The sequence below is a fragment of the Sorangium sp. So ce363 genome (assembly GCF_051520435.1).
Lineage (GTDB): Bacteria > Myxococcota_A > Polyangia > Polyangiales > Polyangiaceae > Sorangium > Sorangium cellulosum_B.
Genome location: NZ_CP150333.1, coordinates 7913076 through 7937226, shown reverse-complemented (window position 1 = coordinate 7937226; position 24151 = coordinate 7913076). Strand labels below are relative to the sequence as shown.

Here is a 24151-nt window from a genome sequence, read left to right as displayed (position 1 = left end):
GAGCGCCCTCCTTTTGCGGGGCGCCGCCATGATGGATGGCGCCTGTCCTTCACCCTTTGCCCGGGGTCTCCCGGGCCTCAGAGGGACAGTTCTCGTGGTTCGACTCCAGCGTCCTGCTCTCAGCAACAGCCCCCGAGCCCGAATGGATAGGGGCCGGCCTACGAAGCCGGTCGATGCGGGTCCGAGTCCCGCCGGGGGCGCCGGGATCCCCTCTCCGTCGCCCGCTCTCTCGCCCGATCCGGGCCGGAGGACGACGGTTCTCGGATCCCGACCTTGCCGCCGTAGCTCAGCCTGGTAGAGCACCTGACATTCCGCTCTCCACCATTTGCCCGATCCGGGCCGAAGGAGGACGGTTACCCGTTAATCTGGATGACGCGGGTTCGAATCCCGTCGGCGGCGCTGGTTTGCCCTCGTATGCATCTGGTGAGGCAGCCTGATTGTCGATCAGGTGAGGGGAGTTCGATCCTCCTCGGGGGCGCCTAGGGGTGTGCGTCATGGAGACGGCGGAGCCTCCAAAACTCCTGCGAGAAGGTTCGATTCCTTTACGCCCCGCCGCAAAAAAAGGAGCGCGATGATCCCAATAAGAACGATGAGTGATCGTCCAATGGGCGAGGAGGTAAAGGAGGTAACGGACGTGGGGAGAGAAGGAGATGGATGTTCGATGATGAAGATCTGACGCCAGAGCCGCTGGCTCGGGGTGATAGTTCAACCGGGAGAACACTGCCTTCGCACGGCAGGGATCGAGGTTCGACCCCTCGTCGCTCCACCGGACGGGCCAATGCTCGTGGGTTACCATGCCGCTTGGCAGTTCCCCCTTGGGGCCTCCCCACGGCGCCCTTTGCCCGTTCGTTCGTCTCGTTGCCGAGGCGGGCCGCCGTCCGGCGGCCGCACACGATGTGCGGGCGCGCGGCGCCCGGCGGCCCGCCTCTTTTTTCGATGAACCCGCGGTGGTAGCTCAACGGTAGAGTGCGAGCGTGCCAGGCTCGCGACGGGAGTTCGATTCTCCTCCACCGCTCCTGTCAGGGGCCGCCCCTCGCGGCGCTCTGCGCCCGCGACATCGCGGCGCCGGGGCCGCAGGTCGGCTCTCCTGTTCATGTGCTTGTCATGTGTCCCTGTCCCCATCTCGCTAGAGGCTCAGGCGGCCGGATTTTCGCTCCGGAGGCGCGGGTTCGAATCCCGCTGGGGACACCGGGCCGCTCCGCTCGCCAGCGTGCTCCTTCGGTTCGGGCGCCCGCGCCCGAGCGAGCGAGCCTGCCAATTCCATCTTGATGATAGATTTCTGGGTGTGGCTCAACCTGGTAGAGCACCGGCTTCGGGAGCCGGGGACTGGGGGTTCGAATCCCCCCACCCAGACCGCGGAGGGGCGACAGCTCCGCCGCGACGCACGACGAAGACCCTCTGGGTGTGGCTCAACCTGGTAGAGCACCGGCTCGGGGAGCCGGGGGCTGGAGGTTCGAATCCTCCCACTCAGACCGCGTCGCGCGGACGTCACCGTGACGGAACGGCATACGTGGCAGGCTGAGATCCTGCGCCCTTCGGGGTATGTGGGTTCGAGTCCCACCGGTGACACCCTGCCCGGGTGGCGAAACGGCAAACGCTGCTGGCTTAGACCCAGCCATCTGGGGGTTCGACTCCCTCCCCGGGCACCGATTGCGTCTAACCTGGAGTGACGTCATGAAGAGAAAGAGACGATAGAGAGGTGGGCCATGACCGCGCAGACGCTGCTTTTGACGCCATGGATGGTGCCCCATAAGGTCATCCCCTGGCAGACCGCCGTCACGATGAGCTTCCTGGGCAAGGTGGAGGTCATCGAGGTGTACGACGATGTCATCCGGTCGCCGTCGCTCTCCATCAACGCGCCTGCGGTGGTGCGGCTGAAGCGGCCGACGCTGGGGATGAAGCGCGGCGTGAAGTTCTCGAGGCTCAACGTCCTCCTGCGCGACGGATTTTGCTGCCAGTACTGCGGCGTGAAGAAGGTGGCCCGTGAGCTCAACTACGATCACGTCATCCCGCGTGTGCAGGGTGGCAAGACCGTCTGGGACAACATCGTCGCTTCCTGCTACGCGTGCAACTCGGCGAAGCGGGGGCGCACGCCGGAGCAGGCCGGCATGAAGCTGCTCCGCGCCCCGGTAAAGCCGAAGTGGCTGCCGCCTGCGCCCGTCATGGGCCTGAGCGAGCGGCGCATCCCGGAGGTGTGGGCAGGCTACTGCGCGAGCTCGGGGTGAGCTGAGCCCCTCGCGCCGGCGCGCCCGCGGCCCGTCGTGCAGACGGCGGGTCGGGCGCGCCGGCGCGCGTCGGGGCTTCCGCCGGCGGCCGCGCGGGTGCAGGATGGGCAGGCATGGAGACGCGTCAGGCCGACGGCCGCGCGGAGGACGAGGACGCGCCGTTCCCCGCGATCCTGCGGGGCTGGCTCATCGAGGGAGAGCTCGGCCGCGGCGGGATGGGGCGCGTCTTCCGGGCGCGGCACCCGAAGACGCGGGCGCGGGCGGCGATCAAGGTGCTGCTCGGCGACTACGCCCGCCGGCCGGACGTCGTGGCTCGCTTCCGGCAGGAGGCGATCGCCGTCAACATCATCAACCACCCCGGCATCGTCCGTGTCTTCGACTCCGGTGAGGTCGAGGACGGCTCTCCCTACATCGTGATGGAGTACCTGGATGGGCGGGGGCTGCGCGACTGGGTGCAGGCCGTGCCGGCCGCGGATCGGCCGCGGCAGGTCGTGCGGCTCGGCTACCAGATCGCGTCGGCCATGGCCGCGGCCCACGCGTCCAAGGTCGTCCACCGCGATCTGAAGCCGGAGAACATCATGGTGATCGACGACGAGCTCGCCCCCGGGGGCAGCCGCGTCAAGATCCTCGATTTCGGCATCGCGAAGGTCCTCTGGGGCGGCCTCCCCGAGGTGCTGGAGCTGGACGCGAGGGGCTCCCTCGCGCCAGCGTCCGTGCCCCCGCTCCGCACCGAGCTCTCTGCGCCGACGGCGCCGACGGTGGGGATGGCGCCCGACCCCGAGAGCGCCGCCGGCTGGGCGGGGATCGCGAGCGGCCCTGCGAGCGACGCGCGCACGACGGCGGAGCGCGAAGAGAGCTCGACGGCGGAGAGCGACCCGCGCGAGGACGACGCGCTCCGGAGCCTTCCTCGCGTGAGCCTCGAGAGGCCTGCGATCCAGGTCTTCCCCGCGCCGGTCGAGATCCCGCCCGGGGTGGTCTCTTCTGCTGCAGGGCGCGTGTCCATCGAGCCCGCCGGGCCCGCGTCGAGCGGCGGGGGCGCGGGACAGCCCACGATGCCGTTCACGCAGGAAGGCGCGTGGGGCCTCGGGACGAGGAGCTACATGGCGCCGGAGCAGGAGCGCCACTCCGGGAGCGTCGACGTCAAGGCGGACGTCTACTCCCTCGGCGTCATCCTCTACGAGCTGCTCGAGGGGCAGACGCCCGACGCGCCGCGCGGCGCGTGGCCGCCCCCGATGAGCGCCGCCACGCCGCCCGATCTCGTCGCCCTCGTCCACCGGGTGCTGTCGTTCGACCCCGATGCGCGGCCGCGCATGGCGGAGGTGGCGACGGCGCTGCACCGGCTCGGCCGGGCGAAGAAGGAGCTCGACGAGGCGCTCTCGAGGTGGGTCGCGAGCGGCAGGGCGCCGAGGCTCCTGCCGCGCGGAAAGGCGCTGCACGAGCTGTCCGCGTGGGCCCGGGACATCGACGACCTCTCGGGCCTGGAGCGCAGCTTCCTCGACGCGGCCCTCGGCGCGGAGGCCCGCCGCGAGCGGCTCACGCGGGTGCTCCTTGCGCTCGGCGTGGTCTTCCTGATGGGCATGGTCGCGACGACCACGGTGTTCTGGGTGCACGCGACGCGGGCGCGGGCGACGGCCGAGGCTGCCGAGCGCGCCGCGCGGGAGCACAGCCGCCTCGAGGCGGCCGCGAACTCCTCCGCGCAGGAGGCCCTCGCGAAGATGACCGAGGCGCAGCGCGCCACCGAGGAGGCGCTCGCGCTCGCGATGAAGGCGAGCGACGACGCGAAGAGCGCCAATTCCGCCAGGGACTCGATGACCGAGGCGAAGCGCCTGGCCGAGAGCGCCGAGCTCCGCGCGAGGCGCGCGGCGCAAGCCGCGGCCGCCGCGAAGGCAGAGGCGGACGAGCGCTACGAGCAGTCGAGGAGCGCCATGGAGCGCGAGATCGCCGGGCTCGAGGGCGACCGCGAGCGCCTGTCGGCGCGGCTCGGACAGGCCGAGGACGAGCGCGAGAGGGTGAGGGCCGCCCTCGGCTCGAGAGAGCACGAGCTCAGGGCGGCCCTGTCGGAGCTGAGGCGCGAGTCCACGCGCGTGGGCTTGCTCGAGCGCAGGCTCGACGAGGCCTCCGAGCAGATCGACGCGCTGGAGAGGCAGAACGAGGAATGCGCCCTGCGGCAACGCAGGGCGCAGCCGCAGCCAGAGCCTCCCGCCGACGGGGACATGCCCCCTGCGAAGGAGGAGAGAGAGGAGATCGCGACGCCGCCGGCCGAGCCTCCGGCGGACTCGAGGCCTCGGCCGGCGCCCCGCTGGCGGTGGCGACGCGATACGACGATATAGCCGCCGCCTCTGCGGACAGCGGGAGGCGGGGCTCGCGCCGTGCGCCCGAGCCCCGCGCGTTCGGGCTAGCTGAGCGTAGGTGTCTCCTCGCGGCCACGGTTGCCGCCGCGCGCGTCCACGACGCGCACGCTGCTCGCCTGAGGCCCCTCGTTGCCGTCCTCCTCGGTGTAGGCGACGCCCATGCCGACCCTCAGATCGGAGAACGGAGCCGATACGATGCTTCGCTCGTGGAAATAGATCTCCCGACCATCGATCGTCGTGATGAACCCGTAGTCGTTGAACAGCTTCGCGATGACGCCGGCCGTGTCCTGCGCCGGGTGTGCCTTCACCTCGCTCCGGTGCTCGTCCGCGAGCTTCTTGAGCTGGCGACCGGCGCGCTGGAACACGTCGCGCACCGCCGCCGGCAGCAGGTTCCTCGCGGCCCGCTCCTCGCTCACGATCTCGTGCTTGCCAGCCACATGGAGGTCGACGCGCACGCGGTACTCTCCGCCCGTGCCCATGCTCGCGTGGTCGCGCTCGACCACCACCGCGCAGCTGTTGATGTGGTCGTTGAAGCGCTCGATCTTGTTCGCTTGCTCCCGGATCAGCTCCTCGAGCGAGGGGCTTTTGCCGATGTGTCGGAAGGTGAGCTCCACTTGCATGCTCTCTCCTTTCATCCTGCGTCGCTGGGACGCCTCACTGCAGTCGCTGTGGGTCGCTGATCCGTATCAGCCGATTTCAGCACGTGGGTGGGAGTTCCGGTCCAGGCGCCGGGCGCTGCCCCGGCCTCGCGGCTCTCTGCGCGATCGCTCGGAGCGCGCGCCGCTCCGGGGCTGCCCGATCGACGGCGTCGCGCGGCAGCCGGGCCTCCTCAGGCAAGACCGGGATCTCCCGGAGATCGGCCGAGGCGACGCCCCGCAGCCGACGCGTCGGCTCCTCGATGTCCGGCGCGCGCTTCACACCGGGATCCAGGGGGGAGGGCCTGCCCCCGATGTCCTGCCCGCCCACGTGGCTCGGCTTCATATCACGCTGTAGCATCGTCGGTATGCGTCTGCTTCGCCGGAGGCGCAGGCTCGGAGGGATTGGCCCTGCGACCGTGAACACCTCGCGCGTGCTCGGCGTGATCAGGTAGCAAGTTCGCTGCCATGGCCGCTCAACCGAGCAACAGCCGCGCGGCGCGCTCCTTCACGGTCGAGCGCGCCAGCCGCGCGCGCGGAGGCGCAGGCTCTGCGCGGAGGGAGCCAGTTCTTGCGTCCCTCGTGCATCTCCAGGGTGGCAAGGGGGTGTGGCATGAAGCGACGGGGCGCCCTCTCCTGGGGCAGTTTGCGACGTGCGGCGCGCTTCACGTCGTTCCATGGCGTCTCGTCGGCGCTCCACGCGTGTCGGGTCCGGGAGCGGTGCCGCCCGCTCCTGACGAGCTCTGCCATCAGGGGGCGCCGCGAGGGGCGGCGGCCACGACGGGCCCTCACGGAGCGCGGAGCGACGCGAAGGCCCGCCCGCCGTGCCGATCGGGAGCACGTGCGCACGGCGCGTCGTTGTGTCGTCGTGCGGCGCAGGAGCAGCGACAGGACGGCGTGCACGAGGGCGAGCGCCCGCGCCGCGAACGTCGCCGCGCCGCCGGCTCGCGCTCCTCCGCTCGCCCTGTCACGTGCGCCCGAGCTCGCCCTCGTGCTCGCCGTTGGCTCGATCTCGCTCCTCGGCGTGCCGGGGCGCCGCTTCAGCGGATCTCGAAGACGTAATCCGTGTCGTAGGTGCGGACGAAGAGCTTGCCGTCCTTCTCGACGAGGAACTCGGGGCCGCTCTTCAGCGGCAGCTTCGAGACGACCTTGCCGGTGGCGCGCTCGAGGACATAGAGGAAATCCGGCTCGGCCGTGAAGCCGTATCCGCAGAGGAGGTGATCTCCATGCAAGACGAAATTCTCGGCGTTGCAGACGAGCGGCGCGCTCTGCCAGAGGAGCTGTCCCGAGGCGAGCTCGATGGCCGACAGGTAGGCGTTTTTGCCCTTCGATGAGGCCGCATACGTCCTGTGCCCCGACGAGACGTAGAGGACGCCGTCCTCGACCGCGGCCCAGCCGATGCTGCCCTTCACGAAGTCGGCTTCCTTGGGATCGAACTCAGGCGGCATGAGGAAGCTCTCGAAGTCGAAGAAGGCGACGATCGTGTGCGCCGCGTCGAGGATCGCGGCAAAGCGCGCCTCGGCGAAGTTCGGGCCGTAGAGCAGCGCGCTGTGGTCCCCGTGGCCGATCGCCTTGACGAGCGCTTGATCGCGGTAGCGCTCGGGAGCGAAGGAGGGGAAGGTGTCGCTCGCCCCGCCAGCGTCCGCGCTCGGCGCCGGCGTGATCATCGGCAGCGCGAGGCCGTTCGTGGTGAACCATGCCGCCTCGTCCGTGATCTGGTTCTTCTTCTCGGCGACCTTCACGAGGCGCGGCGCGGCGGAGCTTCCGGCCGGCGCGCGCCGGAAGAGCGCCGCGCCGAACGGCGGCGGCGGGAGCCTCACCGGCGACCGGCTATCGAGCGACGCGCCGTCGCCCGCGGCCACCAGCGCCGGCTGCCCGTTGCCGCCGCGGGGGGGTGGCGCGGGCCGCGGCGGCGGGGCGCCGTCGTGAGGCGTCGGCGTCGCGGCGCTGGCGCTGGCCGCGCCGGGGGGCGTCGCGGCGTCCTGGGAGGCGCGGGCGGGGGGCGCCGAGGCCGGCTGACACGCGCCTACGGCGAGCAACGCGGCGGCGAGCCAGCGCGCGGGGCGAGGTGGCTGAGGCGGAGGCGGGGCGGCGAGCACGCGGGCAGCGTACCGCATCCGCCCCGGCGAGAGGGCGCTCCCAGGCGCGGGAGCTCAGCCGGCGGGCGTGAAGGAGAGGTTGAGCGTGTAGGGGCCGGCGTCCCGCGAGTTGTACGGCTCGACGAAGATGAACAGCGGCACGCCGCCGTCGACAGCGATATCGGTCCTCTCGTCGCGGCCTTGGATCTGCTCCTCGATGCACGCCAGCTGGCGGCCCGTGCAGCCGGCCCGCACGTAGAAGCCCTGGTCGGTCTCGGAGGACAGCACCACCCTGAGCCTGCCAGCGCTCTGCGGCGTGACCGCGTGGATCCCCTCCCGCATCCCGGGCCTGGTGCAGGTGCCGTCGAACACCATCGTCCCGCTCGTCGTGTCGCCCCGGTTCTCGCCCAGGACGGCCACGGGCGCGTCCGCGCAGATGTCGTCGAGCTCCCAGGTGCACTCGGCGGAGCAGCCGTCGCTGCTGACGGTATTGCCGTCGTCGCACTCCTCGGGCCGGCTGACGGTGCCGTCCCCGCAGGTGGCCGGAGAGAACGAGAGCTCCAGCGTGTACGGCCCTGCGCCAGCGGACGTGACGGCGTCGACGAAGATCGGCACCTCCTGGTCCTTGCTCACGACGAACGCGATTTCAGGCCCGGCACCCGAGGGGGCGGTCTTGTCCTGGCAGGCGAGCTCGGTGGATCCGTCCGCGCACGCCGTGCGGGCGTAGAGGACGTGATCCCCCGCTCCTGACTGGAGCACGACGCGGAGCGTGCCCGACTGCCCAGCGGGGGGCGTGAACAGGTGGACCTCCTCGGGCCCCACGCCCCCGCAGGTGCCTTCGAACACGCGCGTGCCCAGCGACGTATCGCCCTCGATCGTCGCCGTCGTCGCCGGCGCCGCGTCCGCGCAGGCTGCGTCGACGAGCGGGCGGCAGGTCGCGGTGCAGTCGCTGTCCGCGCAGTCGACGCGCTCGTCGCCCTCGTCGTCCTCGCCGTCGGAGCAGTCCGTCTCGCCGAGCTTGCAGAGGCCGTCGAGCGTGTCGCACACGCCGAGCGTCCGGCACTGCGAGTTCTCGGTGCACCCAGGGATGCACGCGGTGAGCTCGCCCCTGATCTCGCTGCACCGGTAGCCGTCGCGGCAATCGTCCGGCCCGCTGCACAGAAGGAGGCACAACCCCAGACCCTCGCCGAAATCTTCACAGAAGCCGCCGTTGGGACAGTCTCCCACGGCGGGATCGCACTGGCCCGCGCAGGCTCCGGACGGCCATCCCCACTCGCGCTCGGTGATGCAGTAGTCCTCGGGGCAGGCCGCATCGGAGGTGCACGCCGCTCCATAGGGCGTGGGGCTCGCTCCGCCGGAGCCGCCGGTGCCCGTGGGCTCGGCGCCACCCGCGCCGCCGGTGCCCGTGGGCTCGGCGCCACCCGATCCGCCGGTGCCCGTGGGCTCGGCGCCGCCGCTGCCGCCCGAGCCCGCGGGCTCGGCGCCACCGCTGCCGCCCGTGCCGGTCGCGCCCGACGCACCGGCGCCGCTGCCCGTGGGCTCGGCGCCGCCGGAGCCGCCGGCGCCACCGGCGCCGCCTTCGCCACGTTCGCCGTCATCGCCGCCGCACCCAGCGGTCGTCGAGAGCGCGAGCACAAATAGACCTGCAACGAGTCGTACGTTCATCCACCCGCTCCAACAGAAGAGAGATTGTCGAGACGTGAGGTGCACTCCACCCCACGGCGCAGCGCCGCACCATCTTCAGTGCAACGGCTTCGCCTGCCAACCCCTGGTTCACGGCATCTGTGTTCGTTGGCGCGCTGCGTTTGCCGCGGGCTCTTCATGCGCGATCCGCGCCGGACAGCAGGCCGTTTCGCGGAAAGAGGGCGTACCGAGGCGGCGCGCGTAGCATGCGAGCCCACCGGCCCGCCGCCGGAACACGTGCGTTCGGCGGCACCCTCGCGTACGGTCGCGTCCGATGAAGCCCGAAAAGACACTGCTCCTCTCCCAGTCCGATGTGGCCTCTCTCCTCGCCATGGAGGCGGCCGTCGCCGCGGTGGAGGCGGCGTTTGCGGCGCATGGCCGCGGCGAGGCTGCGATGCCGCCGAAGGTCTATCTGGGGCTCCCGGCCCACGACGGCGATCTCCGTGCGATGCCGGCCTACGCCGACGGCGCGGCTGGTGTGAAGTGGGTCAACTCGCACCCGAAGAATCCTGCGCGCTTCGGCTTACCGTCCGTGATGGGGCTCTACATCCTGAGCGATCCGGCCACAGCGGTGCCCCTCGCCGTGATGGATGCGACGCGCCTCACGGCGGTGCGGACGGGCGCGGCGGCGGCGATCGCGTCGAAGCACCTTGCGGGGCCGAACCCGAGGACGCTCGGCTTCATCGGTTGCGGCGTGCAGGCGCGCTTCCTGCTCGACGCCCACCGCGCCGTCTACGGCGATCGGCTCGAGGTGCTCACCGCGGACGTGTCGCGCGAGGCGAGCGAGCGGTTCGCGGCCGAGTCGGGCGGGCGCGCGGTCTCGGTGGAGGAGGCCTCCGGCTGCGACATCCTCTGCACGTCCACGCCCGCCCGCGCGCCGGTCGTGCAGCGCGCGTGGGTCCTTCCGGGGGCGCACATCAACGCGATGGGCGCCGACGCGCCCGGCAAGCAGGAGCTCGATCCGGGCATCCTCCGGGACGCGCGCGTGATCATCGACGACTGGCACCAGGCGACGGAGAGCGGCGAGATCAACGTGCCGCTGCGCGCGGGCGCCCTGCGCCGCGAGCACATCCAGGGCACGCTCGGCGAGGTCGTCGCGGGCAAGCTGAACGGGCGCGGCGATGCGGCCATCACCGTGTTCGACTCGACCGGGCTCGCCATCCAGGACGTCGCGCTCGCGCGGATCATCTACGCCGCCGCGCGCGAACGGGGCGCCGGGACGGCGTTCGACTTCTTCGGCTGAGCGCGGCCGCTACGGCGTCCTCGCGCACCGCACGCCGAGGCTGTAATAGGGCGCCGACGGCGCGACGCTGACCCGCTCCGACGTCAGCAGATAGCTCGGCGTGCCGAAGCTGCTCCCGCCGCGGACCACCCGCTTCGAGGTGTCCGTCAGGCTGGCGCAGTCGACGCATTCTGCCGGATAGGTCCCGTACCCATCCAGCACCCACTCCCGCATGCTCCCGCCGAGATCCGCCTGCGTCCACCGCCCGTCGCCCTTCGGCGAGCGGGACCCGACGTGCGCGATGTCGCTGAAGTCGCTCTGGAATGTGCAGCCGGGCGCCGCGCTCTCCCTGCAATCGTAGGAGGCGTAGCTCGCGTCGATGGTCGTCGACTCCGGCGGATTCGACCACGGATACTGCCGCTGCTCGTCCCCGCCGGCCGCCGCGTAGTTCCACTCGGCTTCTGTCGGGAACCGGCCCCCGTCCCACGCGCAGAACGCGAAGGCGACATACCAGCTCACGCAGTTCATCGGCAGGTGCTCCTGGGCGCCCGCCTCCTCCGTCCACGTCCGCATGTCCGCGTTGTCCGGATTGCACATCACCGCTGCTCGCAGCGCCGCCGCGTCCGGGGGCAGCTCGCTGTTCCAGGCCGGGTTCCACCCGCTCCCCTGGATGCCCGGGCGCGCTCCCGCGTCGGCCTCGGGCTGGCTGCCGGGGTACGCCTCGACGAACTTCCGGAACCTCCCCACCGTCACCTCGAAGCGATCCAGCCGGAAGTCGCTCACCGTCGCTGGATATGCAGCATCGTTGCCGCGGTCGAATGTCCCCCCGGGCACCACCGCGCTCGCGCAGCAGCTCTCGCTTTCGCCCGGCCCGCACGTCGATGGCAGCCCTTCGCAGCTCGGGGGCGTCGTGCACGCCCCTCCGCTGCACACGGGCGCCTCCGCAGGACACGGCTCCGGGGCGTCCCACTGACCGCGGTCGTTGCACCGCTCTAGCCGGTTGTCCGAGCACCGCGCGTCGCCGCGCGTGCACTCGCCGGCGCCGCCGCCGCTGCCATTGCCGGCGCCGCCGCGGCCCGAGCTTGCGTCGCCTCCGCCGGAGACGGTGTCGCCGCCTGCGCCTTCGAACGGGTGATAGTCCTTGTCCAGCCCCAGTATCGCCGTGCAGCCGCTTGCCATGAAGGCCGATGCCGCCCACCACCACCGACGCGTGCGCTTGCTCTTCATATCTCCTCTTTGGCCACTCTCCCCGCGCTGTCCACCGCGGCGCGCGCCCGCGATCTTACCCGGCGACGCGCGCGGCTGCGCGGCCTCCAGCGGTATGGCCGCGCTCGACGCTCTTCACTCTTTTGGAACGAGCGGGTCGGCGTGACGACGGCCGCCCCTTGCGGCAGACCTGCAGCCTCCCCGCTGAGGGATCCCTCACATTTGTGGCGGAGTTTAACGGTTGGGCGTCACGGAGATCGAGATCTTGAGCTTCAAGTAGGCTCGAAGCGAGAAATTATGCCTGTCGAGTGAGAGGTCGTCGTCGCTGACCGGAGTTGTCTCGGTAGGAGGCGACCAGCGAGCCTAGCGCGTTTCCCGTCGGTCGGAGCGACATCATGACGACTCGCGCGACGAATTCGATCAAGCTTGCCCCTCACGAGAGCCAGCCCCTGCGCTGTCGACGCAGACCGAAGGATCTGCGTTTCGGTATGGGGCTTTCGGCCACGCACATCCATGATGCCCAGCGGCGTGATCGCTTGCTGCTCGCTGCCATCGCGAACGCACTTCCGACGTTGCTTGGGGCTGCTGCCGAGGAGGCGGATCTCGACCGGTTTCTCAGGGTGAACACGGTGAAGCGTCGCACCATTCACGCTTCCGCCAGGGGGCCTACGGGTACGGCTGCATCCCGACGATGCGAGAAGAGTGGCTGCGTCCACTCCTGATCGGCGCCAGGAGCCTGCTGGCGGTAGCGTTTCCCAGCTCCGTTCACGTTCGCCAGCGTCAGCAGCTCCCTTGCGCGCCGAGGACTGCCCCCGCCGGCCCTGCCCCCAGCACGCCTGCGCTGATCCACCGCGGGCTCGCGCCGGCTGCCGGGCCGGCTCCGGGGCGGCGTGGGTTCAGACGGGCGCTGGGCCGCCGCCTTCCTGCGCCGAAGCCGCCGGCGGCGCCGCGGCGGGCGCGGGTGCAGGCGCGCAGCACGAGCCAGCCGCCGCCCAGCAGCACGAGGAGCCCCAGTCCCGAGAGCCCTGCAACGAGCGGGGCGCGGCTCGGTGTCAACGACCTGGACAGCATGCCGGACACCGCGGCGCCGGTCGAGCTCCCCACGTGCGCCGGACCGGACGAGCGCGCGTCGCGCACCGGGCCCGCGCTCGTCCTCGTCGCCGCCACCGGCTCGGCCGTGAAGAGGGCGGGGGCCACCGCCGCGGTGGCGGGGGCGGTTCCGGGCCAGGACGGCGCGCTCGGGAACGTTGCCCGGCTGCCGCCCGCCGGGACGCCGAGCACGTCGCCGAGGGCCCGCACCGCCTCCGTGGCCCGCTGGAACCGCGTCGCGGGATCGACCGCCGTGGCCCGGGCGAACCACGCGTCGAAGGCCGGCGGCAGCGCCACGCCCATCGCGCGCGCCCGCTGGACCGGCGGCTCCTGCGGGCCGCGGACGGCCATCATCGCGAACGCGAACACGCCGTCGACGCTGCTCGCCTCGGGATCCCAGTACGAGGCGCCCACGAGCAGCGTATAGGCCATCATGCCGAGCGCGAAGACGTCCGCGGCGCCTGTGAGCCTCGCGCGGCCGTGGAACTGCTCGGGGGGCATGTAGAGCGGCGTGCCGAGGCTGCTCGTGGTGCCCGCCGCGGTCGCGCCCTCGGCGACGAGCTTGGCGATGCCGAAGTCGAGGATCTTCACGCGGACCGAGCCGTCCTCGCGCTGCGACAGGAAGAGGTTCGCGGGCTTGAGGTCGCGGTGCACGATGCTCGCCGCGTGGGTACGGTCGAGGGCCAGCGCGGTCTGGTAGAGATAGGTGACGGCCTCGGCGGGCGGCAGGCGGCCGGCGCGCTTGATGCGCTCGCCGAGCTCCTCGCCGCGGAGCAGCTCCATGACCAGGAACGGCATGCCGGTCGCCTCGTCGACGCCCGCGTCGAAGACATCGACGATGTGCTCGCTCTCGACCTTGGCCGCGATGCGCGCCTCTTGCTTGAAGCGGGCGCGCATCTGCTCGCTCTGGAAGAGGTGAGCGTGCATGACCTTGAGCGCGCGGCGGCGCTCGGTCTCGAGGTGAATCACCTCGTGCACGGCCCCCATCGCGCCGGCGGCGATGAGGCGCTCGACGCGGTAGCGGCGCGCGAAGACCGTCCCCTCCGCAAGGATGACCGACACGAGAGGAGGCCCACGCGCCGGGCGGGCGGCGTCAAGGGGACGGGAGCCGGTACGAGGCCTCGACGAGGTGCTCGGTGACGTCGAGGCAGGCATGGAGGAGGCGGTCGCCGACCGTGAAGCGGTGATCGCGGGGGAACTTGGCGACCCGCTCGGCCATCCAGGCGAGGAGCGATTCCATCCGGGCCGCGATCACCGGCGCTGCTGCCGGGCCGGGGCTCCGCCCCCGGACCCCCGGCTTCCCGCGCTACGGCTGCCATCGCCCGACATCGGCGGGGATCCGTGCTCGAACAAGGGTTCAAGGATCAAATTTCAATGGAAGTGATACATTAAGCAATATCTGTGTCATTGTCCTACGGTGTCTTCGCGCACCGGGCCCCGGTGCCTTCGCCGCGGTCCGACGGGAGGCGGTTGTTGCGGCTGGAAGAGAGCGGGTGCGATGGGGGGTCGCTCCAGCTCCCGCCCCGGATCACCCGGACCGAGGCTGTGGTGAGATTCGCGCAATCGTTGCATTCGCCTGGTGGGTACGGACTCGCGAACCCATCCAAGGCCCACTCCCACAGGTTCCCGGACAGGTCTGCCTGACCCCACTTCCCATCCCCCTTCGGCGACCGCGAGCCGACCAGCTGGAAGTCGCTGAACGCGCATGACCGCGGCATGACCCCATCTCCCATGCAGTCAACTACCGCGTGGCTCGCATCGATGGTGGTGTCGCTGGCTGACGTCGACCACGGATACGGCCTCTGCTCGCCTCCTCCCGCCGCCGCGTAGTTCCATTCCGCCTCCGTCGGCAGCCGACCCCCATCCCACGCGCAGAACGCGAACGCCACGTACAAGCTCAGGCAGCTCATCGGGAGGTGCTCGTTCGCTCCGGAGTCATCCGTCCATGTCTGGTAGGTCGACTGGCACTTCACCGCGGCCTTCAACGCCGCCGTATCCGCGGGCAGGCTGCTGTCCCACGCTGCGTCCCACCCGCTCGCCGCGATCTTCGGGTGCTCTCCTGCTCCTGCTGCCGGCTTGCTCCCGGGATATGCTTCCACGAACTTGCGGAACCGGCCCACCGTCACCTCGTACCTATCCAGCAAGAACCCGCTCACCGTCGCTGGATACCTCGTATCGTTGCCACGGTTGAACGTCCCTCCTTCGACCGCCGCTCCCGTCGCGCAGCAGCTCTCGTCGCCCCCAGGACCGCACGTCTCCGGCAGACCGACGCAGCTCCGTGGTACGCACTTCCCTTGGTCGCACGCTGGCGCTGCCGCTCCACACGGCGCCGCATCCTCCCATTCCCCGCGCTCATCGCAGCGCTGTGGCCGGTTCTCCGAGCAGCGCACGTCCTCCGGGCCGCACTCCCCGACGCACTTCCCGTCGACGCAGGTCTGCCTGACGCACTCCTTCCCGGCCGGCGTACACTCGTCCCCGCCTCCAGCTCCCCCGGCGCCTCCCATCCCGCCTCCAGCCGCCCCTCCGGCGCCGGCTTTTCCGCCAGCTCCGCTCCCGCCACTGCCTTCTTTTTGCACGTAATACCGTCCTCCAGCCCCGCCACCAGCGCACAGCCGCCCGCCGTCGCCGCCCACGCCGCCCATAGCCATTTCGCGCCCGTCCTCTTCGCCATGGCTCGTCGTACCGCCGCCGCGCGCCTGATGTCCACCGCTACGCGTGATCGGCCTCACGCCCTGCTGCGCGAGCCGCACGCTTGACCCGCGCACGCCCGTGATGGGGCGGAAGGCGGCTCCGAGCATGACGGACACCGCAGTCGCGGCACGACGCCCCGAGCTGGCCCTCCGCCCTCTCGCGCGCAGCGCTGGCGAGCAGGGCGCCGCGATCGCCGCAGCCGTGCCGCCCGCCCTCCGCGGCCTCGATGAGAGGGGGCAGCAGGGCGCGCAGACTCACGGCATTACGCGCAGGTCGCCATCATGATGTCTCTATTTCTGCTGCTCAACGTCGATATTTCGAGTGCGCTCCTCCCGGAGCGCTGATATCAACTCCTCCGCGCGCCATCGGGATGCGGTTTGCGAAGCGAGACCTTCGCCGGCGAGACCCCGCGCACTCCCGGAACTCAAGCACCTGCGAGCCACCGCACGATGCCGTCCATGGACCACGAGATCCTCGTCGATCTCTTCAAGAACCGCCCGTCGCTCGCTGCTGAGCTCCTCGTCGAGGTGCTGGGCGTCCCGCTTCCGCCACATTCCGGAGCGTGCACCACCTCGATCGATCTCACGCAGATCCAGCCTGCCGAGTACCGCGCCGACGTCGTCGTCCTCTTGCTCGGCGACGACCTCCCCGTCTCGGTGCTCATCGTCGAGGTCCAGCTCGCCATCGATCCTCGAAAGCGCTTCACCTGGCCCGAGTACACCATGGGCGCGCGCGCCATTCATCGATGCCCGGCCGGCCTGCTCGTCGTCGCTCCCGACCCCGACGTCGCTGCCTGGTGCGCACAGCCCATCGAGACCGGCATTCCTGGCCTCGTCCTGCGCCCGCCTGTGCTGGGGCATGAGGAGGTTCCGATCGTGACGGACACGGCCGAGGCGGCCCGGCGCCCCGAGCTGGGCGTGCTCTCCGCCCTCGCGCACGGCGCGGGCGAGCAGGGCGCGAACATCGCCGCCGCCGTGCTGCCAGCCGTCCGCGAGCTCGATGAGGACAGGGCCAGGTTCTACGGCGATCTCGTGCTAAATTCCCTGGACGATACGGCCCGGCGGGCCCTGGAGGCGATGGTGAAGGGCTACGAATACCAGAGCGATTTCGCCAAAAAGTACGTCGCGCAGGGACGCCACGAAGGAGAGCGTGCCATCCTGCTGCGGCAGCTGCGAGCTCGCTTCGGTGAGCTGCCGGAAGCCGCCGTCGCCCGGGTCGAGGGGGCCGAGATCGCCGTGCTCGAGCAGTGGGCCGAGCGGGTGCTCAGCGCGAAGACCCTCGCCGAAGTGCTCGACGAGCCGAGCTGAGGACCGCTGCTGGGGATATCGCCCAATAAGGCGATACCGCCGGCGCGCCGGCTCGGTCCAGGGAAGCGTGCAGCGCACCGCGAGGGCGGAACGTGTCACGCGCCGCGATCGCCCTGTCGGCTGGTGACGGCGTCCTCGCGCACCGGACCCCGACGCCGTTTGCATGATCCGATGGGATCCCGTAGCTGAGAACGGACGAGAGCAGGGACGGCACACCCAGGCTGCTGCGCAGTGCCTTGGCCGGCTCGACGGCGTGCGCCTCATCGAGGCCTACCGTCGCGCTGCTCTCGGGCGCTGTCGCTCCGCGGCCGCTCGGACCGAGCGTGACGTGTCGCCCGCGGCGCCGGAGTCGGGTCACCCGCTCTCACGCTCTTGCGCACAGGGTTGCGAATTCATCTCTCTTTATCTGCCGTGCAGATCGCTTATTTGAAGTGCGTCGCCGCCGGTGAGTTGATATCAAGACCGCCGTGGGCAAGCTTGACGGGTTCGCGAAGCTGACCTTCGCCGAGGACACCCCGCGCGTCACCGACGGCTCCGCCGCATGGCACCGGCCGCCCGAGGTGCGACTCGAGCGCGTTCAGGCCGACGGTTACCTCCGTGTGCTGCGGCCTGACGGCCTCGCTCGTCTTGCCGCGCCCTGGCCGGCGGCGTGCGACCATGACGAGGTGCTCGTCGAGATCAAGATGGCCGGCGACCACGTCGACATCGGGGAGATCAAGCGCGCGACGCTGCGCAGGCTGGCGCGCGAGATCGAGCGCATCTACGCGTGCGAGCCGCTCTGGATGGGCGAAGAGCCCCTCTGGGTCGTCGCTCCCCGCTTGCCGTCGTGGCTGTACGTTGCGCGGGCGCCGGAGCGGTTCTCTCCTGGCTGCTACCGCGTCGGGCCGTCGCCGTTTCAGTTTCTCTGGATCGCCGCCAACGAGCTACCGCTGCGCGATGAGCTCGTGCCGTTCCTGGTGGCTCGCTCCGGACAGGCCCTTGACGAGTTCGCCCGGTGGGTGGCACCGCGGCGGGAGGTGGAATGGGTGATCTCTATGCTAGAGTACCTGCCGATGTCACCGCAGACCCGTGAGGACTTGCTGCGACGCTTCGCTCGCTCCGACGACCCGGAGATCGAGGCGCGCAGGCAGTGGATCCTTCGCGCCTTGCTCGCCGATAGCCCGGAGGTCAAGGCACAGCTCATCCAGGAGGGGATCGAGCAAGGGATCGAGCAAGGGCTCGAGAAGGGGCTCGAGAAGGGCCAGGAGCAAGGCCGGCTGACGGAAGCGCGCGCGGCGCTCCGCAGGGTCCTGGCGCGGCGTGGGCTTGCGCTCAGCGCGGCGCTAGAGGCCCAGATCGACGCCTGCTCGGAGCCGGCCGCGCTGGAGCGGTGGCTTGACCAGGCGGTGACCGCGACGAGCGCCGAGCAAGCGCTGGCGTAGCCTCGTGCTCGCGGCTGGCTCCGCATCGACCGCCCCTGGCGAGCACCTCCACGCCGCCTCGGTGCCGCTGTGCCCGACCTCGACGATGCGCAGTTTCATCCCGTTCAGACCGTGCGGATCTATGGCGTCCTGCCACCGGGCGCGGATCTGCTTGCGGATCGCCCCCGCGTCTCGTTCGGCGTGCGCCCGATCTCGTCGTCGAACTCCGCCACGCCCTCGGCTGCACCCTCTCTCCATGTCGCCTCCGCTCGTGGAATTACGAGCATGCTGCCGGATCAGTGTCTTTATATCCGCCAGGAAGAGCGGTTATTGGACGTGCATCGCGGTGTGCGAGCTGATAGCCGAGCGGCATGGGAAAGCTGGATAGGTTCGCGAAGCAGACGTTCGCGGCGGGGGCGGTGCGCTTTGCCGTCGGCCCTGCCGCGCGGTGGGTAGCGCCGGAGGTGCGGCGTGAGCCCGCGCCGGCGACTGGCCTTCTTCGGGTGTTGCGGCCCGAGGGCCTGGTCAGGCTGGCAGCGCCCTGGCCGGAGGCTCGGGATCATGAGGAAGTGTGGATCGAGCTGAAGCTCGCCGGCGATCGCGTCGACGCGGCGGAGGTCAAACGCGCCCAGCTGCGGCGGCAGGTGCGCGAGATCGAGCGCATCGAAGCGAGCTCGCCGCCCTGGATGGGCGAGGAGCCTCTGTGGATCGTCGCTCCCGACGTGCCGTCGTGGCTGCCCGGCGTGTGGGTGCTGGAGCGCTTCGCGCCCGGCTGTTACCGCATCGGGCCCTCGCCGTTTCAGTTTCTGTGGATCGCTGCGAACGAGCTGCCCTTGCTGGACGACCTGGTGCCGTTCATGATGGCGCGCTCGGGACGCGCCCTCGACGACTTCGCCCAGTGGGTCGCATTTCGGCGGGATGCGGAATGGGTGCTCACCATGATACAGCACATGCCGGTATCACCGGAGACGCGTGAGGACTTGCAGCGCAAGCTCGGCCGCTCCGGCGCGTCCGAGATCGAAGAGCGCAAACAGTGAATCAGCAGGCCGCCCTCGAAGGGGCCCTCACACCGCCAGAAACTCCCTCGCGATCTCGTCGTCGAACTCCGCCACGCTCCCCCGCCGCACGATCCCGCCGTTATCCATGATGAAGTACTCGCTCGCCGTCGAGAGCGCGAAGTCCAGGAACTGCTCCACGAGCAGGATCGCCATATCCCCCTTCTGTCCGAGCCCCTTTATCACCTCCCCGATCTCCTGCATGATCGACGGCTGGATCCCCTCCGTCGGCTCGTCGAGCAAGAGCAGCTTCGGCTTCCTCAGCAGCACGCGCGCGAGGGAGAGCTGCTGTTGCTGCCCGCCGCTCAGCGTCCCTGCCGCCCGCGCGTGAAACTTCCTGAGGATGGGGAACATCTCCATCATCTCTTCCAGCGCCGCCGGGCTAGGCGTCGGATCGCTCTTCGCCTCGAAGCCCATGAGCAGGTTCTCTCGCACCGTCAGGTAGGGGAAGATCCCTCGCCCCTGCGGCACATAGCCTATCCCCGCGCGAGCCCTGTCGCTCGGCGACCTCGCCGTGAGGTCCGCCCCGTCGAGCGTCACCTTGCCGCGCCTTGGCTTCAGCACGCCCATGATCGCCTTGAGCAACGTCGTCTTGCCGACCCCGTTGCGGCCCAGCAGGCACGACACCCGCCCTGGCGCGACGTCCAGGCTGACCTGCGACAGGATGCAGCTCTCCTCGTAATAGACCGCGAGATCCTCGACAACCAGCATGCTCGCTACCGCTCCTCCGCCTGAGCCTCGGCCGGCTCCTTGGCCCCGCCCCGCGCGCGCCCCGCGTCGTGCGCCCGCCCGAGGTAGACCTCGATCACCTGCGCGTTGCCCTGGACCTCCTCGACCGGCCCCTCGCACAGCCGCCTGCCGGCGTGCAGCACCGTCACCGTGCTCGCGTAGCGCCGCACGAACTCCATGTCGTGCTCCACCACCAGCACCGACCGCTGCTTCGCGATCTCCTGGACGAGCTCCCCCGTGCGGTCACGCTCGCGCCGGGTCATCCCCGCCACCGGCTCGTCGAGCAGGAGCAGCTTCGGCTGCTGCACGAGCAGCATGCCGATCTCCAGCCATTGCCGCTCTCCGTGCGCGAGCACCGCGGCCCGCACGTCCGCGCGCCGCCGGAGCCCGACGCGATCGAGCGTCTCGGCGATCTCCCTCTCTTGCGGCGCTGACAGCCCGCGGAGCAGCCCCGGCGCGCTCTCCCGGAAGCCCATCGCCGCCTCCAGGTTCTCGAGCACCGTGAGGCTCCCGAACACCGCCGGCGTCTGGAACTTCCGGCCGATCCCGAGCCGCACAAGGGCGTGCTCCGGCAGGCGATTCACCTCCACGGCCTCCTGTCCGGACTCCCCACCTCCGTGGAACACCACACGTCCGCTCGACGGCTTCGTCTTGCCGGTCAGGATGTCGAGCAGCGTCGTCTTCCCCGCGCCGTTCGGCCCGATCAGGAACCGGAGCTCCCCGCGCTGGATGGAAAAGTCGAGCTCGTCCAGCACCTTGAAGCCGTCGAAGCTCACCGTCACCCGCTGGACCTCGACGATGTTGCCGCGGCTCATCGCGCTGCTCCTCTCCTCGTCTCTGCGTTCGATTCCGCGCTCGTTTCCGTGCTCGCTTCCGCTCATCTCCGCGCCTCCCCCTCAGCGACCGGTCGTCGCCGGCGCCTCTGGGCCCGCCGCCGAATCGACCTCATCCCCGCTCGCCGGCCCCGCCGCGCCGCCCGTGTCGCGGCGCGAGAGCTTCGCGGCGTGCCGCTGCAGGAAGCCCGAGACGCCCTTCGGGAGCAGCATGACCGACGCCGCGAAGAGCGCGCCGAAGCCGAGCTGCCACACCTCGGGGTACGACTCGCTCAGCGCGCTCTTGCCCAGGCTGACCAGGATCGCCCCGACGACCGCGCCGATCAGCGTGCCGCGCCCGCCGACAGCCACCCAGGTCACCATCTCGACCGACGGGATCACGCCCATCGAGGAGGGCGAGATGAGGCCGACCTGGCAGACGAACAGCGCGCCCGCGATGCCCGCCATGCCCGCCGACAGCGCGAACACCAGCGTCTTCAGCGTGACCGGGTTGTAGCCGAGGAAGCGCACCCGGTTCTCGTCGTCCCGCATCGCCACGAGCAGGCGCCCGAAGCGCGACTGGGTGAGCTTCCGGCACAGGAGATAGAGCGCCCCGAGGCAGAAGAGCGTCACGAAATAGAGCACCGTCTGCGTCCCGGCTGCCCCCCGCGCGAAGCCGAAGATCGTCTTCAGGTTCGTGATCCCGTTCGTGCCGCCCGTCACCGCCTGCTGGCCGATGAAGAGGATCGACGCGATCAGCGTGAGCCCCTGGGTGATCAGCGAGAAATATACCCCCTGGACGCGGCTCCGGAAGACGAGATAACCCACCGCGGACGCGACCGCCATCGGCAGGAGGACGACGGCGCAGAGGGCCACGACCGGCGAGCGGAACGGCTCCCAGAAGATCGGCAGCGCCTCGAGGCCGCTCCAGCTCATGAAATCGGGCAGGCGCGAGCCGGACGTCTCCAGCTTCAGGTACATCGCCATCGCGTAGCCGCCGAGGCCGAAGAAGAGCCCCTGCCCGAGGCTCAGCATCCCGCCATAGCCCCAGATGAGATCGAGCCCCAGGGCGACGATGGCGTACGTGAGGAACTTGCCGAGCAGGTTCAGGCGGAAATCGGAGAGCACGAGCGGCGCGAAGAGGAGCGGCAGCGCCACGGCGAGCGGCGCTCCCCAGGTCCAGACGAAATTGCGAAGGGCGGAGTCTCGAGGGGCCATGTCCGTGTCCTCTCCTATCGTGTGCGCAGGGCGAGCAGGCCTGTCGGACGCCACTGCAGGAAGGCGATCACCAGCGCGAACACGAGCGCCTTGCCGAGCGACGCCGTCGTCGAGAGCTCGAGCAGCGTGTTCGCGACGCCGATCACGAGCGCGGCCACCACCGTGCCAGGCAGCCGCCCGAGGCCCCCGAGGATGACCACCATGAAGGCGTCGACGATGTAGTTCGTCCCGAGCGACGGCCCGATCGAGCCGAGCTGCGTCAGCGCGCACCCGGCGATCCCGGCGAGCCCGGCGCCGAGCGCGAACGTCGCGGCGTCGACCCGGCGCGCGCGGACGCCGAGGCACGAGGCCATCTCGCGGTTCTGCATGACGGCCCGCAGCCGCCTGCCGCCCGCGGAGCGGTGCAGGTACGTGTAGACCGCGGCGATGCACGCGATCACGAGCGCGATGAGGAAGACCCGCTTGTAAGGCAGCTGCGCGCCGCCCGAGAGCGCCACGCCGCCGCTCAGCCACGACGGGCTCGAGACCTGCACGTTGGACGCGCCGAACAGGCTCCGCGCGGCCTGCTGCAGCACGAGCCCGACACCCCACGTGGCGAGGAGCGTGTCGAGCGGCCTGCCGTACAGGAAGCGAACGATCGAGAGCTCGAGCACGAGCCCGAGCACGCCGGCCACGAGGAACGAGGCCGGCAGCGCGAGCAGGAACCAGAGCCCGGCCTCGGTCCCCCCGACGAGCGGCGCGACGTGGTGCCCGATGACGTACGTCGTGTAGGCCCCCGCCATGATGAACTCGCCGTGGGCCATGTTGATCACGTTCATGAGCCCGAAGGAGAACGCGAGGCCCATCGAGATGAGCAGGAGGATCGAGCCCAGGCTCAGGCCATTGAAGGCGTGGAGGAGAACTTCGTTCATTCTAGAGTACCCAACCGATCGAGACGCCGCGCACAGTGAGGTTCGGGCCGCGGAGGCGCGGAGGGCATCCTGACGAGGCCCCGCGCCCTCCGCGGCTCCGTGGTCCGGGCTTCAGGCTTCGCGCTCGCGCCCCGCTACTTCGCGGCCAGCTCCTTCGCCCAGGGATACGCGCTCAGGTACGGATCCGGCTGGACCGGCTTGCCCGAGCTCCACACCTCGTCGATGAGGCCGTCCTTCCGGACCGCGCCGATGCGGACCGTCTTCCAGGTGTGCTGGTTCTTCCCGTCGAGCCGGACCAGGCCCTCGGGCGCGTTGTACTCGATGCCTCCGGCCTTCACGGCCTCCTTCACCTTGGCGACCTCGGTCGACTTCGCCTTCTCGACGGCCATCTTCCACAGGTAGACCCCGAAGTAGCCCGCCTCGATGGGGTCGTCCGTGACGCGCGTGGCGCCGTATTTGGCCTTGTACGCGTCGACGAACTTCTTGTTCTCGGGGGTGTCCGTGGTCTGGTAGTAGTTCCACGAGACGAGGTGTCCGGCGATGTTCTCGGCGCCGATGCCGCGCACCTCCTCCTCGGCGACGCTCACCGAGAGGACCGGCAGCTTGTCGGCGGTGTAGCCGGCGTCCTTGAACTGCTTGAAGAACGCCACGTTGCTGTCGCCGTTCAGCGTGTTGAAGATCGCGTCCGGCTTGGCCGCGCTGATCTTGGTGATGATCGTGCTGACCTCGGTCCCGCCGAGCGGCAGGTACTCCTCGCCGGCGAGCTCACCGCCCTTCGCCGCGAGCTGCGCCTTGATGATCTTGTTGGCCGTGCGCGGAAAGACGTAGTCGGAGCCGAGCAGGTAAATGCGCTTCTTGCCCTTCTCGAGCAGGTAGTCGACCGCGGGGACGATCTGCTGGCTCGGCTCGGCGCCGGTGTAGAAGATGTTGGGCGACTGCTCCAGCCCCTCGTACTGGACCGGGTAGAAGAGCAGGCCGTTCAGCTCCTCGAACGAGGGCAGCATCGCCTTGCGGCTGGCGCTGGTCCAGCCGCCGAACACGACCGCCACGGCGTCCTGCTGCACGAGCTTCCTGGCCTTCTCGTTGAACGTGGGCCAGTCGCTGGCGCCGTCCTCGACCACGGGCACGAGCTGCTTGCCGAGCACGCCGCCCGCCTTGTTGATCTCCTCGATGGCGAGCAGCGTCGCGTCCTTCACGGCCACCTCGCTGATCGACATGGTGCCGCTCAGCGAGTGGAGCACGCCGACCTTGATGGAGCCGCTGTCCGAGGCGGGCGCCACGGGCGCCGTCCCGGGCGCCGGAGCCTCGTCGTTCGCCTTGCCGCAGGCAGAGAGCAGGGCCGCGCCGGCGAGCGCCGCCATCGCGACGCAGAGCGTACGACGCCGAGAGGTGCCCGCCGCCGGCCGATCCTCAACGTCCAACCCAGACGTGTACATATTCAACGCATCCTCCTTCGGTGCCGAGGGCGCGTCCAATGCCCTGCATCGACGCGGCGCGGCGATTCGACTGCACAAGAGCCGTTGGGAGTTCGGGAGCCGG

Annotated in this window: 19 protein-coding genes and 11 tRNA genes; 17 read left to right on the top strand and 13 right to left on the bottom strand. The window is 70.4% G+C overall.

Going from position 1 to position 24151, the window contains the following annotated elements; translation table 11 throughout:
- The first annotated feature begins 128 nt into the window (after positions 1 to 128).
- From WMF12_RS29725 to WMF12_RS29665, 13 genes are all read left to right on the top strand, one after another.
- Positions 129 to 200 (top strand) — tRNA-Arg (locus tag WMF12_RS29725).
- Between the two features lie 75 nt (positions 201 to 275).
- Positions 276 to 399 (top strand) — tRNA-OTHER (locus WMF12_RS29720).
- Positions 400 to 406: 7 nt separating this feature from the next.
- Positions 407 to 478, top strand: a tRNA-Asp gene (locus WMF12_RS29715).
- Positions 479 to 482: 4 nt separating this feature from the next.
- Positions 483 to 552, top strand: a tRNA-Trp gene (locus WMF12_RS29710).
- Between the two features lie 142 nt (positions 553 to 694).
- Positions 695 to 766: transfer RNA gene (locus tag WMF12_RS29705), tRNA-Ala, on the top strand.
- Positions 767 to 944: 178 nt separating this feature from the next.
- Positions 945 to 1015 (top strand) — tRNA-Gly (locus tag WMF12_RS29700).
- A 99-nt stretch (positions 1016 to 1114) separates the two neighbouring features.
- Positions 1115 to 1188, top strand: a tRNA-Glu gene (locus tag WMF12_RS29695).
- A gap of 91 nt (positions 1189 to 1279) precedes the next feature.
- A tRNA-Pro gene (locus tag WMF12_RS29690) sits at positions 1280 to 1353 on the top strand.
- Positions 1354 to 1398: 45 nt separating this feature from the next.
- A tRNA-Pro gene (locus tag WMF12_RS29685) sits at positions 1399 to 1472 on the top strand.
- Positions 1473 to 1487: 15 nt separating this feature from the next.
- Positions 1488 to 1569, top strand: a tRNA-Leu gene (locus WMF12_RS29680).
- A 4-nt stretch (positions 1570 to 1573) separates the two neighbouring features.
- Positions 1574 to 1646: transfer RNA gene (locus tag WMF12_RS29675), tRNA-Leu, on the top strand.
- A gap of 60 nt (positions 1647 to 1706) precedes the next feature.
- A complete protein-coding gene (locus tag WMF12_RS29670) occupies positions 1707 to 2225 on the top strand; it encodes an HNH endonuclease (RefSeq protein ID WP_437740057.1) in 519 nt (172 codons plus the stop codon).
- Positions 2226 to 2338: 113 nt separating this feature from the next.
- A complete protein-coding gene (locus WMF12_RS29665) occupies positions 2339 to 4555 on the top strand; it encodes a protein kinase domain-containing protein (RefSeq protein WP_437850826.1) in 2217 nt (738 codons plus the stop codon).
- Between the two features lie 65 nt (positions 4556 to 4620).
- On the opposite strand, the gene WMF12_RS29660 is transcribed toward WMF12_RS29665, so the two are convergent.
- The 4 genes from WMF12_RS29660 to WMF12_RS29645 all read right to left on the bottom strand — a co-directional run bounded on the left by WMF12_RS29660 (position 4621) and on the right by WMF12_RS29645 (position 8954).
- On the bottom strand, positions 4621 to 5196 hold the full coding sequence (locus WMF12_RS29660) for an HPF/RaiA family ribosome-associated protein (RefSeq protein WP_437850824.1): 576 nt from the start codon (positions 5194 to 5196) through the stop codon (positions 4621 to 4623).
- Between the two features lie 76 nt (positions 5197 to 5272).
- Entirely contained in the window at positions 5273 to 5572 is a 300-nt protein-coding gene (locus WMF12_RS29655; protein WP_437850822.1) for a hypothetical protein, read from the bottom strand.
- A gap of 679 nt (positions 5573 to 6251) precedes the next feature.
- Entirely contained in the window at positions 6252 to 7310 is a 1059-nt protein-coding gene (locus WMF12_RS29650; RefSeq protein ID WP_437850820.1) for a hypothetical protein, read from the bottom strand.
- Positions 7311 to 7364: 54 nt separating this feature from the next.
- Positions 7365 to 8954 (bottom strand): DUF4215 domain-containing protein, encoded by a 1590-nt coding sequence (locus tag WMF12_RS29645; RefSeq protein WP_437850818.1) that lies wholly within the window; start codon positions 8952 to 8954, stop codon positions 7365 to 7367.
- A gap of 292 nt (positions 8955 to 9246) precedes the next feature.
- Here WMF12_RS29645 and WMF12_RS29640 point away from each other — a divergent pair, with 292 nt between their 5' ends.
- Entirely contained in the window at positions 9247 to 10215 is a 969-nt protein-coding gene (locus WMF12_RS29640; RefSeq protein WP_437850816.1) for an ornithine cyclodeaminase family protein, read from the top strand.
- 9 nt (positions 10216 to 10224) lie between these two features.
- Here WMF12_RS29640 and WMF12_RS29635 read toward each other — a convergent pair whose 3' ends face one another.
- The 4 genes from WMF12_RS29635 to WMF12_RS29620 form a co-directional block, all read right to left on the bottom strand.
- Positions 10225 to 11421: a formylglycine-generating enzyme family protein gene (locus WMF12_RS29635; protein WP_437850814.1), complete on the bottom strand. Its 1197-nt coding sequence runs from the start codon at positions 11419 to 11421 to the stop codon at positions 10225 to 10227.
- A gap of 759 nt (positions 11422 to 12180) precedes the next feature.
- Positions 12181 to 13551: a serine/threonine-protein kinase gene (locus WMF12_RS29630; protein WP_437850812.1), complete on the bottom strand. Its 1371-nt coding sequence runs from the start codon at positions 13549 to 13551 to the stop codon at positions 12181 to 12183.
- A gap of 31 nt (positions 13552 to 13582) precedes the next feature.
- Entirely contained in the window at positions 13583 to 13729 is a 147-nt protein-coding gene (locus WMF12_RS29625) for a hypothetical protein (protein ID WP_437740046.1), read from the bottom strand.
- 172 nt (positions 13730 to 13901) lie between these two features.
- Positions 13902 to 14645, bottom strand: coding sequence for a formylglycine-generating enzyme family protein (locus tag WMF12_RS29620; protein WP_437850810.1), 744 nt, complete (start codon positions 14643 to 14645; stop codon positions 13902 to 13904).
- Between the two features lie 993 nt (positions 14646 to 15638).
- Between WMF12_RS29620 and WMF12_RS29615 the strand changes: the two genes are divergently transcribed.
- The 3 genes from WMF12_RS29615 to WMF12_RS29605 all read left to right on the top strand — a co-directional run bounded on the left by WMF12_RS29615 (position 15639) and on the right by WMF12_RS29605 (position 18924).
- Entirely contained in the window at positions 15639 to 16487 is an 849-nt protein-coding gene (locus WMF12_RS29615) for a DUF4351 domain-containing protein (RefSeq protein ID WP_437850808.1), read from the top strand.
- Between the two features lie 467 nt (positions 16488 to 16954).
- The gene (locus WMF12_RS29610) at positions 16955 to 17908 is read left to right on the top strand and encodes a hypothetical protein (protein WP_437850806.1); all 954 of its coding nucleotides are present in this window, start codon (positions 16955 to 16957) and stop codon (positions 17906 to 17908) included.
- A gap of 350 nt (positions 17909 to 18258) precedes the next feature.
- Positions 18259 to 18924, top strand: a complete 666-nt coding sequence (locus WMF12_RS29605; protein WP_437850804.1) for a hypothetical protein — start codon at positions 18259 to 18261, stop codon at positions 18922 to 18924.
- Positions 18925 to 18951: 27 nt separating this feature from the next.
- Here the strand turns inward: WMF12_RS29605 and urtE are convergent, their stop codons facing one another.
- From urtE to urtA, 5 genes are all read right to left on the bottom strand, one after another.
- Entirely contained in the window at positions 18952 to 19653 is a 702-nt protein-coding gene (gene urtE / locus WMF12_RS29600; RefSeq protein ID WP_437740043.1) for an urea ABC transporter ATP-binding subunit UrtE, read from the bottom strand.
- Between the two features lie 5 nt (positions 19654 to 19658).
- Positions 19659 to 20486 carry an urea ABC transporter ATP-binding protein UrtD gene (urtD, locus tag WMF12_RS29595; RefSeq protein WP_437740042.1) on the bottom strand — a complete coding sequence of 276 codons (828 nt, stop codon included), beginning with the start codon at positions 20484 to 20486 and terminating at the stop codon, positions 19659 to 19661.
- Positions 20487 to 20567: 81 nt separating this feature from the next.
- Positions 20568 to 21701: an urea ABC transporter permease subunit UrtC gene (gene urtC, locus WMF12_RS29590; protein WP_437850802.1), complete on the bottom strand. Its 1134-nt coding sequence runs from the start codon at positions 21699 to 21701 to the stop codon at positions 20568 to 20570.
- 14 nt (positions 21702 to 21715) lie between these two features.
- On the bottom strand, positions 21716 to 22612 hold the full coding sequence (urtB, locus tag WMF12_RS29585) for an urea ABC transporter permease subunit UrtB (protein ID WP_437740040.1): 897 nt from the start codon (positions 22610 to 22612) through the stop codon (positions 21716 to 21718).
- A gap of 134 nt (positions 22613 to 22746) precedes the next feature.
- Positions 22747 to 23973 (bottom strand): urea ABC transporter substrate-binding protein, encoded by a 1227-nt coding sequence (gene urtA / locus WMF12_RS29580; RefSeq protein WP_437850800.1) that lies wholly within the window; start codon positions 23971 to 23973, stop codon positions 22747 to 22749.
- Positions 23974 to 24151 lie beyond the last annotated feature (178 nt).